Below are 15761 nucleotides of genomic sequence, written 5' to 3' on the forward strand. Positions count from 1 at the left end.
CGCGATGTTTGTGTCGAAAAAGATCTTTCTGACCAAGGGAGTCGGCCGGCACCGGGAGAAGCTCAACTCCTTCGAGATGGCGCTGCGCGACGCCGGGATCGCCCACTTCAACCTGGTGCGCGTCAGCAGCATCTTTCCGCCCGGGTGCAAGATCATCTCGAAGAGCCAGGGGCTCAACTATCTGCGGGCCGGAGAGGTCACTTTCTGCGTCATGAGCCAGTCGGAGACCAACGAGCCGCACCGGCTGATCGCCGCCTCGATCGGCATCGCCATCCCGGGAAAGCGGGGCGGGCACGGCTACCTCAGCGAGCACCACTCCTTCGGCCAGACCGAGTCGGCCGCGGGCGACTACGCCGAGGACCTCGCGGCCCAGATGCTGGCGACCGTGCGGGGCGTGGAGTTCGATCCCGACACGTCCTACGACGAGCGCAAGGAGATCTGGAAGATCAGCGGCGAGATCTACCGCACTCTGAGCGTCACCCAGTCGGCGGTCGGCGACAAGCGGGGGCGCTGGACCACGGTCGTCGGGGCGGCCGTCCTCATCCCCTGACCCCATGCCCCTCCATCCCGAGCTCCCCCTGAACTACGGCGGCCTGGAGCCGGAGCACTCCGCGCTCGAGCGCTCCCGCATCGTGATTCTCCCGGTGCCGTACGACCGGACGGCGTCCTTCATGAAGGGGACCGCGAAGGGGCCCGACGCCCTCATCGAGGCCTCGCGCTTCATGGAGCTGTACGACGACGAGCTGGACGCCGATCCGTACACGATCGGCATCCACACCGCGCCGCCTCTGTCCGGGAACGACGACCCGCCGGAGGTCATGACCCGCAAGGTCGAGGAGGCCACCGCCCGTTACCTGGACAAGGACAAAATGGTGGTGGTCGTGGGCGGAGAGCACAGCGTGGCGGTCGGAGCCATCATGGCTTACCATAACCGATACCCCCGCCTGTCGGTCATCCAGTTCGACGCCCACGGGGATTTGAGGTCCACCTACGAGGGCTCGAGTTTCAGCCACGCCTGCGCCATGCACCATTTCGCCGGGCGTCTTCCCACGCTTCAGGTGGGAATCCGCAGCATCTCCCGGGAGGAGCGGGACCTGATCCGGGACAGGAAGCTCATGGTCATCCCGGCCCGGGACTTCGTGGCCCGACCTCAAATGGCCCTGGAAGCGGTTGACCGGCTGACGGACGAGATATACCTTACAATTGACGTGGATTACTTCGACCCGGCCATCATGCCGGCCACGGGGACGCCGGAGCCGGGTGGCCCGGGATGGTACGAAACCCTGGCGTTCATTCGCGAGGTCTGCCGGCGGAAGCGGCTGGTGGGGTTCGACGTGAACGAGCTGCGGCCATTGGCGGGGGACGTCGCCCCGGATTTTCTGGCGGCGAAGCTGATCTACAAGATCCTGGGCTATCGCTTCTTCGCCGAGGGACGGAAGGGGGCCTGACCCGATGAGCGGCACCGGCAATCACAAGAAGGGGGCCTCCGACAAGGCCCTGGACAAGTCGACGGCCGAGAAGATCGCCGCGGCCGGCATCCGCGCGCACGGCGACATGCTCGCCTGCGACATCCCGGCCGAGCTGCCGGTCATCCCCCTGGCGTCCACCGTCGTCTTCCCGCAGATGGTGGTCAACCTCCAGGTGGTCCGGAAGAAGAACCTCAATCTCATCCGCGACATGGAGCCCGAGTCGATCATCGGGCTGGTGGTGCAGAAGAGCTCGTCCATCGACGTCCCGCCAATCGAGGAGCTGTCCACCATCGGCGTCGCCGCGCGCCTGGTGAACAAGATCAACGTGTCCGGGAACACCATCCAGATCATCCTGCTGGGGTTGCGGCGCTTCAAGATCGCCTCCTACAACCAGACCGAGCCGTATCTGAAGGCGCGCGTCGCCTGCATCGACGAGAAGGAAGACGAGTCGATGGAGGCCAACATGCTGATGGGGAACGCGCTGCACCTGCTGGAGAATCTCATCCAGCTCGACCCGCGCGTCCCCGGCGAGATCCTGAACCTGATCAAGAACAACCTGTCCGGGCCCGGCAACCTCGCCGACCAGGTAGCCAACCACCTGAACTTCGAGCTCGAGGAGAAGAAGGAGATCCTGACCACCATCGATCCGATCGGGCGCCTCAAAGTTGCGATCCGCCTGATCGAGAAGGCGATCGGCCTGGCCAAGGCCGGCCAGGAGATCAAGGAGCAGACCGAGGACGAGATCCGCAAGGCGCAGCGCGAGTTCTTCCTGCGCGAGCAGCTCAAGGTCATCAAGAAGGAGCTGGGCGAGGAGAGCGAGACCGCCGCCACCGTGCGCGAGCTGCGCGAGAAGGTCGACAAGGCCGGGCTCACGGAGGAGGCCAAGAAGGAAGCGGAGAAGGAGCTGGGTCGCCTCGAGATGGTCAACCCGGCGTCGGCCGAGTACAACGTCATCACCACCTACCTGGACTGGCTGGCGACCCTCCCCTGGGCCACGCTGACCGTCGACCGGCTGGACGTGAAGGACGCCTCCCGCATCCTCGACCGGGACCACTACGATCTGGAGAAGGTGAAGGACCGCATCCTGGAGTTCCTGGCGGTGCGCCAGTTGAAGAGCGACATGAAGGGGCCGATCCTCTGCTTCTACGGCCCTCCCGGCACCGGCAAGACGTCCCTCGGCCGATCGATCGCCGAGGCCCTGGGGCGCAAGTTCGTGCGCATGAGCGTGGGCGGGATGCGCGACGAGGCCGAGATCCGCGGCCACCGCCGCACGTACGTCGGCGCCATGCCCGGGAAGATCATCCAGAGCCTGAGGCGCGCCGGCTCGCGCAATCCCCTCTTCATGATCGACGAGGTGGACAAGATCGGCATGGACTTCCGGGGGGATCCGGCCTCGGCGCTCCTCGAGGTGCTCGACCCGGAGCAGAACGGCACGTTCACCGATCTGTATCTGGATCTTCAGTTCGACCTGTCGCGCGTCATGTTCATCACGACGGCGAACCGGCTCGACACCATCCCCGATCCGCTGCGCGACCGCATGGAGATCCTGCACCTGCCCGGCTACGTCGAGGAGGAAAAGCTCGACATCGCCCGCCAGTTCCTCATCCCGCGCCAGGTCACGGACCACGGGCTCACCAAGGAGCAGATCACCATCACGGAGGACGCCCTCAAGGAGATCATCCGCGGCTACACGTCCGACTCGGGGCTGAGGAAGCTGGAGCAGCAGATCGCCACCATCTGCCGCAAGATCGCCAAGGAGATCGCCATGGGGAGGCCGAAGGCGCGGACGGTGGAACCGAAGGACCTGGGGGAATTCCTCGGGCCCATCGTGTACATCCCGGAGGTGGCCGAGCGCAACGACGAGGTCGGGGTCTCGACCGGCCTGGCCTGGACGTCATCCGGCGGCGACATCCTGTTCATCGAGGCCAGCCGGATGAAGGGGAACGGCGTCCTGTCGATCACCGGGCAGCTCGGCGACGTCATGAAGGAATCGGCCCAGGCGGCCATGACCTACGTGAAGTCGCACTCCCGGGAGCTGGAGATCGACGAGGGCCTGTTCGAGAAGACCGACATCCACATCCACGTCCCGGCCGGAGCCATTCCGAAGGACGGGCCGTCGGCGGGCGTGACCATCGTGGCGGCCCTCGCGTCCCTCATGTCGCAGCGGCCGGTGCGGCACGACCTCGCCATGACCGGCGAAGTCACGCTGCGCGGCAAGGTCCTGCCCGTGGGCGGCATCAAGGAGAAGATCCTGGCGGCGCGCCGTGCCGGCATCGTCACCGTCCTGATGCCGGCGCGCAACGAGAAGGACCTGGTCGACATCCCGGCGCACATCCGCAAGCAGATGAAGTTCGTGTTCGTGCGCGAGGTGGGCGAGGTTCTCGACCACGCCCTGTGCTCCATCATCCTGGCCAAGGCCGAGGCGATCCCGGTCGAGGCCCGCCGGGCCCGCGTGCGCGAGCGCGTCCAGAAGCGCAAGGAGCGCGTCAAGCCGCGCGCCGCCGCCGCCAACGGCAGCCGCCAGGTCCCCCGCTAGGAGCCTGTCCGAGTATTCGGCCGCGCCGCCCCGGCGGTTGAAGCTCAGCGTGCGGGCTTGGGGACGGCCTCCGACCTGGGGCCTCCGGCCCGGACCGGGTGTCCGAGAACCTCGAGCCGCGACCGCACCCTCTCGATGAGACTCGGGTCGTCCCAGTCCTGGTTTCCCTCCCGGAGGGCGAGAACGTCGCCGCCCGGCGCGACGAGATAGGTGCGCGGAACGCGTCGGGCGAGATCCACCTTCTGGGCAAGATCCCCGGACGGCGCCCGGTAGGACCGGAGGTCGAGGCCGATGGTCTTCTGAAAATCCGCAATGCGCTTCCCCGCCTCCTCCCCCTCGACCGAGACGAGCACGACGCGCGCCGTCCCCTCCTTCTCGATCCGCTCCCGGAGACGCACGAGCGACGGGAGCTCCTCGACACACGGGGCGCACCACGTCGCCCAGAAATGGACGACGGCCGGGCGGTCGAGAAGCGACGCCAGCGGAAGACGCTTCCCGTCCGGAGCCATCACCGAGATCGCGAGGCGCGCGGCCGGAACGGACGGCGGCGCCTCGCACGCCGACGGTGACGCGGCCTTCGCCAGGGACGTCTCGAGGGCCTGGAGGAAGTTTCCCGCATGGGCGTAGTACCAGATGTCCACGATCTTCGAGGACGGGGACACGATGTAGGTGGTGGGCGTCGAGATGCTCCGGTACAGCTCGGCGATCGCATTGTCCGGATCCTCCAGGACGACCCATGGAATGTGCTGGGCCCGGATGTAATTCTCCGTGACCTTCCGGTGCGCCGCATCGCTCCCGTCCTTCCGCTTGAGATGGGTGACCGAGACCAGGTCCACGACGCCCGGATGCTTGGCCATCCAGTCGACCAGTTGCGGGATTTCCTGCTGGCAATGCGAGCACGTGGAGGACCAGAACATCACCAGCGTCGGCTTCCCCGAGGACGAGCGCCCCGGGAACGTGTAGGTGTCGCCGGAGCCGAGCTTCTTCGCCGTGAAGGCCGGGGCGCACCCGCCGAGGAGATCGGCGGACGGGTAGAACGGGAACATGTTCTTGATCTGCTGGACGGAGGCACCCGAGGCGACCGTGCGCAGGACCCCCTCGGCCGGGACCCTGCCCGCCGACGACATCAGCTGCTGGGAGAGATCCTTGATCTTCGCGACCACGAGCGAGCCCTTGCCGTCGAAGACGGCCAGGTCCGGAACGTCCACCGTGGTGAGCGCCTCCGACACGACGAACCGGTCGTCGAGGAGGAGGGGGAGATCCGGCGGCACGTCGAGCATCGCGAAGCGTTCCCAGATCTCGGCCTCCTGCTGATCGTCGCGACGGCCCGACACCGCATAGACCTCGAACTGCGGGGTCTCGCGCCTGAGGAAGGAGGCCATCTTCACCAGCTCCCGCTCGGCGTCGGGGAATCCCGGCGCCCAGAAGACGAGGGCCACGGGCCGTCCACGTCCCAGGCGGCCCTGGAGATCGAACGGCTCGGACAGGATCTTCCGGCTGGAGCCGGAGACCCGCCGGAGCGGTCCGGCCAGCCGGTAGGGTTTCCCCGGTTGCGGGCCGGCGGAGGGCGGAGCGGAGGGGGCCGGATGGGAGACTGCGGGCGCGGCGAGACTCGCCTGCAGGGGAACGATGGATGCGAGCCGGATCGGTGGGACGGCACCCACGTGCCGCGCGTAGACCGGGCGGCCGGACGGTCCGAGAGTGTTCTCCCGTGGAGCGGGCGAACCGGCCGGAGAATCATCGTCGGTCCGGTCCGGCGCGGGCGTTTCGTCCGGAGACGCGCTGCCGGGGGGCACGGCGGGCAGCAGGGGGCCGCCTTCCTCCTCGATCCGGACCCGCTCCCGGGCCGCCGCCCGGCGGACCTCCGAGCGGTACGACTGCTGGGCCGCGATCGTGCCCGCCAGCAGGACGACGAACCAGGCCGCCGTCCATCGCAGCGTCTTCGGCCAGCTCGCGAGGTCCTGGAGAGTGAGGTGGATGAGCCGCCTCGGTGAGCGCCAGAGGGAGACGCCGATCAGCACCGGGATGGCGAGGTTGACCCCATACAGCCCCATGCACCAGAGACACAGGTACCCGATCTGGGTCGAGGAGACCCAGAACAGGAAGCCGGAATAGAGCGTGGTCAGGATCCCGATGCTGAAGGCGTATCGAAGGGACGCGTCGCGCCCGCCCCCCGACAGGACGAGCCCCAGCACGAGGAGATAGGTCGGGATGGCGAATGCGGCGATCGGGATGCCGAGGAGCTCCGACCAGGGACTCGTGTTCACCGCCTCGCAGTTGATGGTTTCCGACTGCGGGCAGTTGGAGAGCGCCGCCGAGGCATCGCCGTACAGCTGAACCTCATGATGCTGGACGAGGCGGACTGACATCACGATGCCCGAGGCCAGAAGAACCGACAGGAGCGCCAGGGCGGCTCGAGATCGCGTGATCGACGATTCCATGGTCCATCGGCCCCAAGGGCAAAGCGCGCCATGATAGCCCCGCGACGGGCGCCGGGCAAACGAGGCGCGATGGCCCGATCCCCTGTCGCCTTGCCCGGGGATCCCCACCCGGCGTATATTTCGGGGCTCATTCCCGCTCAGGCCACGTGAACGAGCCCCTGGCGAGGCACGCGCATTTCGGAGGAGGAGGACGCTTCGGCGATGGAAGTCCAGGTCGGCAGCACGGTCTCGCACTACAAGATCCTGCGCAAGCTCGGTTCCGGCGGCATGGGGGTGGTGTTCGAGGCGGAGGACAGCCGCCTCGGCCGGCGGGTCGCGGTCAAGTTCCTTTCCGAGGAGATGGAACGTGATGCCTCCATCCTCGAGCGCTTTCAGCGTGAGGCCAGGGCGGCTTCCTCGCTCAACCATCCCGGCATCTGCACCGTGCACTCCATCGAGGAGCACGAGCGGCGGCATTTCATCGTGATGGAGCTGCTCGAGGGGCAGACCCTGGCGCAGCGCATGGGTCGCCAGCCCTTCGAGATCGGGGAGATTCTCGATCTCGGGACCCAGATCGCGGACGCGCTGGAGTCGGCCCATTCGAAGGGGATCGTCCACCGGGACCTGAAGCCGGCCAACCTGATGGTCAACGCGCGCGGCCAATGCAAGGTCCTCGACTTCGGGCTGGCCAAGATCGGCGTGACGGGAGCCCAATCCGACCGCGACAGCTCCCCTTCCCAGGCCGAGACGATGCGAGGCGCGGATCAGCTGACCATGGCGGGGGTCGTCCTGGGGACGGTCCACTACATGTCGCCGGAGCAGGCGCGCGGGCAGCTGACGGACGCGCGCACGGACCTGTTCTCGATCGGGGCGGTGCTCTACCAGATGGCGACGGGAGCGTTGCCCTTCCCCGGAGACACCCAGCCCCTCGTGTTCGAGGCCATATTGAATCGCTCTCCCCGCCCCCTCTCCGAGGCGAACCCTTCGATGCCGGCCGCGCTGGCCCGGATCTTCGAAAAATCCCTCGAGAAGGACCGGAACCTCCGCTATCAGACGGCCACCGAGCTCAAGACCGATTTGCTGCGGCTCAAGCGGGACCTCGACTCGGGCCGGGGGAAGAGCCCGGACCTCGCCGACTCGAAGGGCGGCACCGACAAGTCCTCCGAGAAGTCGATCGCCGTGCTCTACTTCGAGAACCTGAGCGGGGCGAAGGAGGACGAATACCTGAGGGACGGGATCACCGAGGACATCATCACGGAGCTGTCGAAAATCCAGGGCATGAAGGTGTTCTCCCGCCCCACCGTCCTGGTCTATCGCGACAAGCCGGTCACCCCCTCGCAGATCGGCCAGCAGCTGCATGCGGCCTACGTCCTGGCCGGAAGCCTCCGCCGGGCCGGCACCCGCCTGCGGATCACCACCCAGCTCGTGGACACCCACACCGACTTCCCGCTGTGGTCCGAGCGCTACGATCGCGAGATGAAGGACGTCTTCGAGGTGCAGGACGAGATCGCCCAGAAGATCGCCGCGGCGCTGCGCATCCAGCTCTCGCCCCAGGAGCAGCAGGCCCTCGCGGCCAAGCCGACGGACAATCTGCAGGCCTACGACCTGTACCTGCGGGGACGCAGCTACGCGCGGCGCCTGACGCGCCAGGACCTCGAGTTCGCGCTGCAGATGTACGAGAACGCCGTGACGCAGGATTCGAATTTCGCGCTGGCCTTCGCGGCGATAGCCAACGTCTGCGCCTACTACCACGCCCACTACGCGCGCGAGGACGTCTGGATCCACAGGGCCCGCGCCGCCGCCGAGCGGGCCATGGGCCTGCAGCCCGACGTGCCGGAGGTGATGGTCGCCCAGGCGTGGATCCTGTACGCCAAGGGGCAGTATGCCGAGATGTCCGCCATCGTGCGCAACGTGATCGCGCGCAAGCGCGACTGCGAGGGGGCCTACTACCTGCTGCTGCGCGGGCTCTACGCCTCGGGGAAGTACCAGGAGGTCGCCAACGTGGCCGACGAGGCGATCGAGTCGAGCGGCACCGATTACAACGTCTACGTGCCGATCATGAACTCCCTGGGAGCGCTCGGCAAGGAGGAGGCCCGGAAGAACATCCGCCATCGCGCCATCCAGGCGATGGAGGGGCATCTGCGGCAGGTGCCCGAGGATGCCCGGGCGCGGATCCTGGTGGCCGGCTTCTACGCCGTCGAGGGGCGCCACGAGGACGCGATGCGCGAGGCCAACCTCGCCATGCTCCTGCGCCCCAACGAGGCGATGGTCCAGTACAACGCCGCCTGCACCTTCTGCTCGATGAACAAGAAAGCCGAGGCGCTGGACGCGCTGAGCAAGGCGTGGCGGAACGGCTTCAAGGACGCCGACTGGGCCCGGCGCGACCCCGACCTCGCCATCCTCCGCGGCGATCCGGAGTTCGAGAAGCTCTACCCGGAAACACGCCCGCCGAGCTGAATCGGGTGCTCAACATCTTCGTCGATGCGGACGGCTGCCCGGTGAAGGAGGAGATCTACCGCGTCGCCCGGCGGCACGGCCTCGGCGCCACCATCGTGGCGAACGCGCGCATGCGGATCCCCGAGGAGGACCGGTTCACGCTGGTCGTCGTGGGAGATCGCTTCGACGCCGCCGACGATTGGATCGTCGAGCGCTGCGACCGGGACGACATCGTGATCTCGGGGGACATTCCCCTCGCCTCCCGCTGCCTGCACAAGGGGGCGATCGTCCTCGATCAGAGGGGCGGGATGTTCACCGCGGACAACATCGGGGACGCCCTCGCGAACCGCGAGCTGCTGTCCCATCTTCGAAATCTCGGGAGCATCACCGGGGGCCCGCCCCCGTTCGGCGCACGCGATCGCTCACGATTCCTCCATCGTCTGGACGAAGCCATCCGGACGATTCGACGCAGGAATCCGGGGTGAGGGTCCCCTACTTCCGCTTCTCGTCGAGCTCGGCCCATCGGGCGTAGAGCCGGTCGACCTGGGCCTGCAGCTTCTCGAGCTCCGAGAAGCGCTTCTCGAGCATGGCCGCATCCGTTGCGATGGCGGGATCATGGGCGCGCCCCCGCGCCGCCGCGACCCGCGCCTCGGTCTCCAGCACCGCCGCCTCCATGCCGTCCCATTCCCGCTGCTCGAGGTACGACAACCGCCGGGCCGCGGACCGCTTCGCCTTCGGCGTCGGCGCGGGCGGCGTGTCCCTCTTCGGCGGTGCCTGAGGGCGCCGGCTCGCCTCCCACTGGTCGTACGCCACGAAATGCTGCGCGCCACCGAACCCATCGAGCGCCAGGACCTGGGTCGACACCCGGTCCAGCAGGTGCCGGTCGTGGCTCACGAGAACGAGGGCGCCGGGGAACTCGAGCAGCGCCTCCTCCAGGACCTCGAGCGCCGGGATGTCCAGGTCGTTCGTGGGCTCATCGAGGACCAGCAGGTCGGCCGGCTGCAGCATCATCCTGGCGAGGGCGATCCGGGCGCGCTCCCCTCCCGACAGGCGGGACACCGGGGTCTCGAGCTGGCCGGGGTGGAAGAGGAACCGCTTCGCCCACGAGGCGACATGGAGCACCTGATCGCCGTAGACCACGAGGTCCCCTTCCGGCGCCAGCGCCCGCTTGAGGGTGAGGACGGGGTCGGGAGAGTCCCGATTCTGAACGAACCAGGCGACACGCAGGGCCTCGGCGCGCCGGATCGTCCCGGCCGCGGGGGCGAGGTCCCCGACGATGGTCCGCAGCAGCGTCGTCTTGCCGGAACCGTTGGGGCCCAGCACCCCCAATCGCATGCCGGGCGTGAGCAGGAGGTCGAGGCCATCCACGATCGTCCTGTCGCCGAAGGCGATCCGCAGGCCCTCCCCGGACCACAGCCGCCTGGTCCTCCGCCCTGATGAGGTGAATTCGATCCCCGCCGACGAAACCACGCTGCGCGAACGACTGTCCTCGAGCTCTGCGATGCTGCGCTCGGCCGACTGGATGCGCGACTTCGACTTGGACGTCCGCGCCTTCGCTCCGCGGCGCAGCCAGGCCACCTCGCGACGCACGAGGCCGGCCAGGGTCTCCCGGTAGGCCGCCTGGCTGCTCAACGCCTCGTCGCGCGCCTCGAGAAAGTCCGCGTAGCTCCCCGTCACATGGAACAGGCCGGAGTCGTGAAGCCGGTTGATCTCCAGCATCCGCCGCGCGACCCTCTGCAGAAAATAGCGATCGTGGCTGACCGCCACGAACGCGCAGGATCCGTTCTGCAGGATCGATTCGAGCCAGAGGACCGAGTCGATGTCCAGATGGTTCGTCGGCTCGTCGAGCAGGAGGAGGTCGGGCGTGCCGGCGAGCTCCCGCGCGATGGCGAGCCGCGTGCGCCAGCCCCCCGAGAGGAGCTCGGTCGGGACGCCGGGGTCGGAGAATCCGGCCTTGCCCAGGGACAGCCTGACGCACTCCTCCCGCTCGTGGTCATCGAGCCTCGTGTCCGTGGCGATCCCGGCCGCCACGACTTCGGCGGCGGACGTCCCCCGCGGGAAGCTCGGAGCCTGCGGGACGAAGCCGACGCGGAGGTTCTTCCGGCGCGCGCAGGTCCCCGAGTCGGGGAGCTCGACGCCGCCGAGGATTCTCAGCAGGGTCGACTTGCCCGCTCCATTGGGGCCGACGAGCCCCACGTGATCCCCTTCGTGGAGCGCGAACGACAGCCCCTCGAACAGCGGCGGACCGCCGAACGACTTGGTGACGCCTTCGCAGCTGAGGAGTGCCGGACGAGGCATGACGGAGGCTGAAGTATACATCGGCCTCCGCGCGCAGCCGCCCCAGGCCGTGGTGACGACGCTCCCGGTCCGTGGCACGGGGCCCGCGGCAGGCCCCGTGCCGGCGTGGCGTGCCGGACTTTACCGGGAAGCGTTCCGGACCATTCAGGGCAGGGGCAGGTTGGCGCACCGGCTGTCGAAATTGCAGCTGACGAGCTGGACCACCTCGCCCGTGTTTTCCACTTCGATGATGGTGCCGATGCCGCGGGCGTAATACTTGCGCGCGAACAGCCCGGGCTCCAGCAGCGAGTAGTTCTTGGTGACGATGCAGTTCCCGGCGCAGAAGCGCTGCGCCAGCGTCGCGGGAACTCCCTCGTCGAGCACCGCGTCGTGCCCGTACGCGTACGTCGTCGACAGGATTTCGGTCACGTCCTCGGCGTTGCCGAGCGAAAACTCCTCGAGGTAGACGTCGCCGACCTTCGGAGACGCGAGGGCGATGATCCCCGGCTTGGCGCCGTCGCGGCCCGCCTTGAAGGAGCCGTCGATGTTGACGAGCTCCGGTCTCACCGGGTTGTCCCCCTTGAAAGTCTCATACTCCCCGGTCTCTTCGCCGAAGTACCAGACGCTGCCGTCCTTGCCCGGAACGTACCAGTCATCCGTCGCCTCCAGGATGAATCCGCCCTCGAAGACCAGGTCCCGGAAGACGATGCAGTCGACGCCCGCGATGCGCTTCGTCTCGTTCACGATGTCCACCGTGTTCACCTGCGTGGCCGAGCGGTATTCCCAGTGCTTGCCGACCCCCAGTGGGAAATAGGGATTCGGGTGCGACGGGCGCTTGGGATTGTCGAAGCGAGCCGGGCTGAAATCGGGGTCATAGCGGCCTTCACCGAGCACCCCGCATGCAGCCAGGCGGGTGTCATGCTGGTCCTCGCAGAGCTGGGTCGCCTCATCCTGGGAGTCCGCGAGATCGTCGAGGCAGTCGTTTCGAGGCTTCGTATCCGAGATGTTGATGCAGATGGCCGTCCCGACGGCGCCATCGTCCGTGACGCCCGCCTTGCAGGCATCCAGCAGCGTGTCGGCCGTCTGCGTGCAGTAGCCGCCGATCTGGGCGCCGCTCCTGCCCACGAACGCGCCACACATGACGATTACGAACCCGAGAGCCGGTCTTGCCGGGGTGCGTCCCTTGATCATCGTCCCTCCTCTCGAATGATGCCTGCGGATGGGCAGGCCCTTTCATCCGTTGGAGGCACGTCCTCTCCCCGATCCTTCGAATGACAGGCGGTTTCAGGCGAGGATTTTGGTCCGATGCCGAAGAGACGACGTGGTGGAGCGTGGGGGGATCGAACCCCCGACCTCAAGACTGCCAGCCTTGCGCTCTCCCAGCTGAGCTAACGCCCCACGTAAGTGGGCGAACTATAGCATGCGTGTAAAAATGGGGTCAACGCGCCCGCGGGCCGGCTGATCTCAAGGGGCGCGCATGGGAGACCTGCGATGACCCTGAGACGCCTGCTGCCTGTGGTGTTCGTCCTTGCCTTCCTGCCGACGCTTGTTCCGGACGGGTACGCCTACCCTCGCCGTTACGGCACCCGGGGCTCCGGGGAGGCCTACGAATTCACCGTCTACCTGACCTTCAACGATTTCTCGAATCGGATGGAGCTCGACGACGACGGCGGGGCCGGTGTCCGGTTCGGCTACCTCTACAACCCGCACCATGAGATCGAGTTCCTGTTCAACAGCGTGAACGCAGACGATTCGTTCAACTTCGGCGAAAACGCCGACGTCGACAACCTGCAGGTCGCATACGTCCTCAATTTCAATGACACCAACGTCGTCCCCTACCTGACGGCCGGCCTCGGCCTGGTCCATACCGACGACTCCGATCCGTTCCTCGGCAGCGAGACCGATCCCGTCCTCGGGCTGGGCGGGGGCGTGCGCTTCTTCCTGGGGCGGGTGACGTACGCCCGTGTCGAGATGCGCGCCAACTTCTTCGAGGGGGATGGCCAGGTCTACGAGAACGGTGTCGACTTCTCGTTCAAGGAATTCGCCTTCGGGATCGGCTGGCGTTTCCCAGCCCGCTGACCCTCAGTTGATGTAGCCGAGGGAGCGCAGCCTCTCCAGGACGTTCCGGTCCAGCTCCGACTCCCCCGGCTCGGCCGGACGATCGAGAGGCCCGTAGGTCGCGACACTGGCGGCGGGACGGGACCCGAGGAAGCCGGCGTCCAGGGCGTCGGCGATGACCCGTCCTTCCAGGTCCTGCGCGATCGGGACGTCGAGCAGCCGCAGGAGCGTCGGGAGGACGTCGACCAGGCCGGCCGAGGCGATCCGGCCCCCCCTTTTCACCCCTCGGCCGTAGAAGCCGATGATCCCCTGCAGGCGGTGGTGGCCGGAGGTCGTCGGCTTGCCGGGGAAGAGGACCGGCTTGAAGCCGTGATCCGACAGGACCACCAGCGTCCCGTCGGTGCCGAGCCGGTTCATGTACTCTCCGAGGAGCCCGTCCAGGTAGACGTAATACGCGTCGATCACCCCGCCCAGGACCCCGGCCCGCGCGGGCGTCACGCCGTAGGGCAAGGCGTCCGGATGGGCGAACTTCCAGAAGCGGTGCGAGGCGACGTCGACCCCGCCGAAGTAGATCGCGAACAGGTCGACGGGGTACTCCCGATACAGCCGCTCGCCTATGCGGCGGTAGGTCTCGTCGCAGGCGAGGCTCCACAGAAACCCCAGGACGCATTCCCGATCGTCGCGCGGCAGCCCCGAGACCGCGATCGGATCATAGAAGCGGCCGATGAGATCCCCCTCGAGGCCGGCGGGCTTCACCTTGTCGGCCTCGAGCTCGTCGATGAGCGCCTCGGGGAAGGTCTGCCGCGGGATCCCCTTGACGATCGTCCCCTTCAGCGGCCGGCCGGTGGACCAGTTGTAGATGTAGGGCAGGTACGACGAGACGATGTAGCCGTTGGTCGGCTCGGCCGGCCAGGTGACGAGCCACCCGACGACCCCGACCTTGCGCCCGTAGCGCGGCAGGATGTTCCAGAACGCCGGCGCCCGTCGCATGCCGCTCGTGACCGGGCGGACCGCGGCCTGTCCATCGGCCCGAGGCGCCCGCGGATCGTCGTCGTGCGCCGCGGCGCCCGCGCCGTCCCCGACGACGAACCCGTGGATGCCGTGGCGCGCCGGACCGACCCCCGTGGCGATCGTCGTCCACAGGGACGGCGAGGCGGACGGCTCCTGCGAGAGGAGCGTGCCGGTGGCCCCCTCCTCGATCAACCGCTTGAATGCCGGCAGACGCCCGCGGGCCGCCAGCGGCTCGATCACCTGCCAATCGGCGCCGTCGATTCCGAAGACGACGATTCGGCCCCGGCCGCCCGCCTCGCCGGAGCGATCCGCCGCCCCGGTTCCGGACGCGCCTGCGCTGGATCGATCGGCGTCCCCTCCCGGGGCGGTCCCATCGGGGCGACCGCAGGCCAGAAGGCAGGCCAGCAGGGCCGGGGCGGCGAGACGGGAGGCACGGCAGGCGGAACGGGACGCGGTCATCAGGAAATCGCGGCGGGTCCCGGAGCGGCCTCGAACTCGTCTTCGATCTCGCCGAAGATCTCCTCGATGATGTCCTCCATGGTCAGGATGCCGATCGCCTTCCCCTGCTTGTCCACGACGACCGCCATGTGCTGCCGGCGGCGGCGCAGGTCCTTGAGGACGGCGTCGATGCGCCGGTCCTCCGGGACGCGGACGAGCTCCTTGACGATGGTTTGATCCTGCAGGCGCGACGCCTCGCAGTCGGAGGCGTCCTTCTCGCTGTAGAGCGCCAGGGCCTTGATGTTGATGACACCGATCAGGTCGTTGGTGCGGGGATCGTAGACCGGATAGCGCGTGTGCTTCTCGGCGCGCGCCAGGGCGAGATTCTCCTCCACGGGGCGATCGAACCTCCAGGTCACGACGCGCTCCAGGGGGACCATGACGTCCCGGGCGCTCCGGTCCGCGAAGCGGGTGGCCCGTTCCATGATCTCCGCCTCGCTGGAGGTGATGATCCCCTTGCGGAAGGAATCGGCGAACATGATGCGAAGCTCGTTCTCCGATACCGACGGCTCCTCCATCTGGCGGATCCCCATCAGACGGAGGATCAGATTGGCGCTGCCGTTCAGGAGGAACAGCGCCGGGTTGAAGACGCGCTTGAAGGCCACCAGGGCCGGCGCGGCGATCCGGGCGATCCGGCCGGGCCGGCGGATGGCCAGGAACTTCGGCACCTGCTCCCCCAGGACGATGTGCAGGGCCGTGATGATGACGAAGGCGCCGATGACGGCGATGGTGTGGGCGGTGGGGGCCGCGAAGGCGCCCAGGCGCGAGAGGACCGGCTGGAGGATGCCCGCGAACGCCTCCTCCCCCACCCATCCCAGGCCAAGGCTGACGATGGTGATTCCCAGCTGGCAGAGCCCCAGGTATTCCTCCAGATTCCCGACGACCTCGCGCGCCAGGAGCGACCCCGGCAGGCCCGAGGTCGCCATTTCCTGGATGCGGGTGGCCCGCACCTTGACGATGGCGAACTCCGCCGCCACGAAGAACGCGTTCCCCGCCACCAGGAGAAGGGCGCAGGCCAGGTACACCGGAACGTAGGTCTCGATCACGTCGGGCCTC

General features: G+C 67.8%; 11 protein-coding genes and 1 tRNA gene. 6 read left to right on the forward strand and 6 right to left on the reverse strand.

What is annotated here, in order from left to right; translation table 11 throughout:
* The first annotated feature begins 4 nt into the window (after nt 1-4).
* The 3 genes from VGV60_17895 to lon are packed head-to-tail and all read left to right on the forward strand — an operon-like array spanning nt 5 to nt 4005.
* Entirely contained in the window at nt 5-550 is a 546-nt protein-coding gene (locus VGV60_17895) for an arginine decarboxylase, pyruvoyl-dependent (protein ID HEV8703148.1), read from the forward strand.
* Between the two features lie 4 nt (nt 551-554).
* A complete protein-coding gene (gene speB / locus VGV60_17900; protein ID HEV8703149.1) occupies nt 555-1448 on the forward strand; it encodes an agmatinase in 894 nt (297 codons plus the stop codon).
* Between the two features lie 4 nt (nt 1449-1452).
* Nucleotides 1453-4005 carry an endopeptidase La gene (gene lon / locus VGV60_17905; protein HEV8703150.1) on the forward strand — a complete coding sequence of 851 codons (2553 nt, stop codon included), beginning with the start codon at nt 1453-1455 and terminating at the stop codon, nt 4003-4005.
* Between the two features lie 44 nt (nt 4006-4049).
* Here the strand turns inward: lon and VGV60_17910 are convergent, their stop codons facing one another.
* Entirely contained in the window at nt 4050-6446 is a 2397-nt protein-coding gene (locus tag VGV60_17910; protein ID HEV8703151.1) for a redoxin domain-containing protein, read from the reverse strand.
* A 201-nt stretch (nt 6447-6647) separates the two neighbouring features.
* Between VGV60_17910 and VGV60_17915 the strand changes: the two genes are divergently transcribed.
* Both VGV60_17915 and VGV60_17920 read left to right on the forward strand, forming a co-directional pair.
* Nucleotides 6648-8882, forward strand: coding sequence for a protein kinase (locus VGV60_17915; protein HEV8703152.1), 2235 nt, complete (start codon nt 6648-6650; stop codon nt 8880-8882).
* A 5-nt stretch (nt 8883-8887) separates the two neighbouring features.
* Nucleotides 8888-9346, forward strand: coding sequence for a YaiI/YqxD family protein (locus VGV60_17920; protein ID HEV8703153.1), 459 nt, complete (start codon nt 8888-8890; stop codon nt 9344-9346).
* A gap of 7 nt (nt 9347-9353) precedes the next feature.
* On the opposite strand, the gene VGV60_17925 is transcribed toward VGV60_17920, so the two are convergent.
* The 3 genes from VGV60_17925 to VGV60_17935 form a co-directional block, all read right to left on the reverse strand.
* Nucleotides 9354-11159, reverse strand: coding sequence for an ABC-F family ATP-binding cassette domain-containing protein (locus VGV60_17925; protein HEV8703154.1), 1806 nt, complete (start codon nt 11157-11159; stop codon nt 9354-9356).
* A 144-nt stretch (nt 11160-11303) separates the two neighbouring features.
* Nucleotides 11304-12329, reverse strand: a complete 1026-nt coding sequence (locus tag VGV60_17930; GenBank protein HEV8703155.1) for a hypothetical protein — start codon at nt 12327-12329, stop codon at nt 11304-11306.
* A 131-nt stretch (nt 12330-12460) separates the two neighbouring features.
* Nucleotides 12461-12536: transfer RNA gene (locus VGV60_17935), tRNA-Ala, on the reverse strand.
* A 93-nt stretch (nt 12537-12629) separates the two neighbouring features.
* On the opposite strand from VGV60_17935, the gene VGV60_17940 reads away from it, so the two are divergent.
* Nucleotides 12630-13217, forward strand: coding sequence for an outer membrane beta-barrel protein (locus VGV60_17940; GenBank protein HEV8703156.1), 588 nt, complete (start codon nt 12630-12632; stop codon nt 13215-13217).
* Nucleotides 13218-13220: 3 nt separating this feature from the next.
* Here the strand turns inward: VGV60_17940 and VGV60_17945 are convergent, their stop codons facing one another.
* Nucleotides 13221-14666, reverse strand: a complete 1446-nt coding sequence (locus VGV60_17945; GenBank protein ID HEV8703157.1) for an alkaline phosphatase family protein — start codon at nt 14664-14666, stop codon at nt 13221-13223.
* Nucleotides 14666-15751, reverse strand: coding sequence for a hemolysin family protein (locus VGV60_17950; protein ID HEV8703158.1), 1086 nt, complete (start codon nt 15749-15751; stop codon nt 14666-14668). The genes VGV60_17945 and VGV60_17950 overlap by 1 nt, the downstream gene beginning before the upstream one ends.
* Between the last annotated feature and the right edge of the window lie 10 nt (nt 15752-15761).

Source organism: Candidatus Polarisedimenticolia bacterium, assembly GCA_036001465.1.
Lineage (GTDB): Bacteria > Acidobacteriota > Polarisedimenticolia > Gp22-AA2 > Gp22-AA2 > Gp22-AA3.

Excerpts from the sequence above, each read along its gene's own strand:
- VGV60_17895 (HEV8703148.1), top strand. The coding sequence starts at position 5 with ATGTTTGTGTCGAAAAAGATCTTTCTGACCAAGGGAGTCGGCCGGCAC.
- speB (HEV8703149.1), top strand. The coding sequence starts at position 555 with ATGCCCCTCCATCCCGAGCTCCCCCTGAACTACGGCGGCCTGGAGCCG.
- lon (HEV8703150.1), top strand. The coding sequence starts at position 1,453 with ATGAGCGGCACCGGCAATCACAAGAAGGGGGCCTCCGACAAGGCCCTG.
- VGV60_17910 (HEV8703151.1), bottom strand. The coding sequence starts at position 6,446 with ATGGAATCGTCGATCACGCGATCTCGAGCCGCCCTGGCGCTCCTGTCG.
- VGV60_17915 (HEV8703152.1), top strand. The coding sequence starts at position 6,648 with ATGGAAGTCCAGGTCGGCAGCACGGTCTCGCACTACAAGATCCTGCGC.
- VGV60_17925 (HEV8703154.1), bottom strand. The coding sequence starts at position 11,159 with ATGCCTCGTCCGGCACTCCTCAGCTGCGAAGGCGTCACCAAGTCGTTC.
- VGV60_17930 (HEV8703155.1), bottom strand. The coding sequence starts at position 12,329 with ATGATCAAGGGACGCACCCCGGCAAGACCGGCTCTCGGGTTCGTAATC.
- VGV60_17940 (HEV8703156.1), top strand. The coding sequence starts at position 12,630 with ATGACCCTGAGACGCCTGCTGCCTGTGGTGTTCGTCCTTGCCTTCCTG.
- VGV60_17945 (HEV8703157.1), bottom strand. The coding sequence starts at position 14,666 with ATGACCGCGTCCCGTTCCGCCTGCCGTGCCTCCCGTCTCGCCGCCCCG.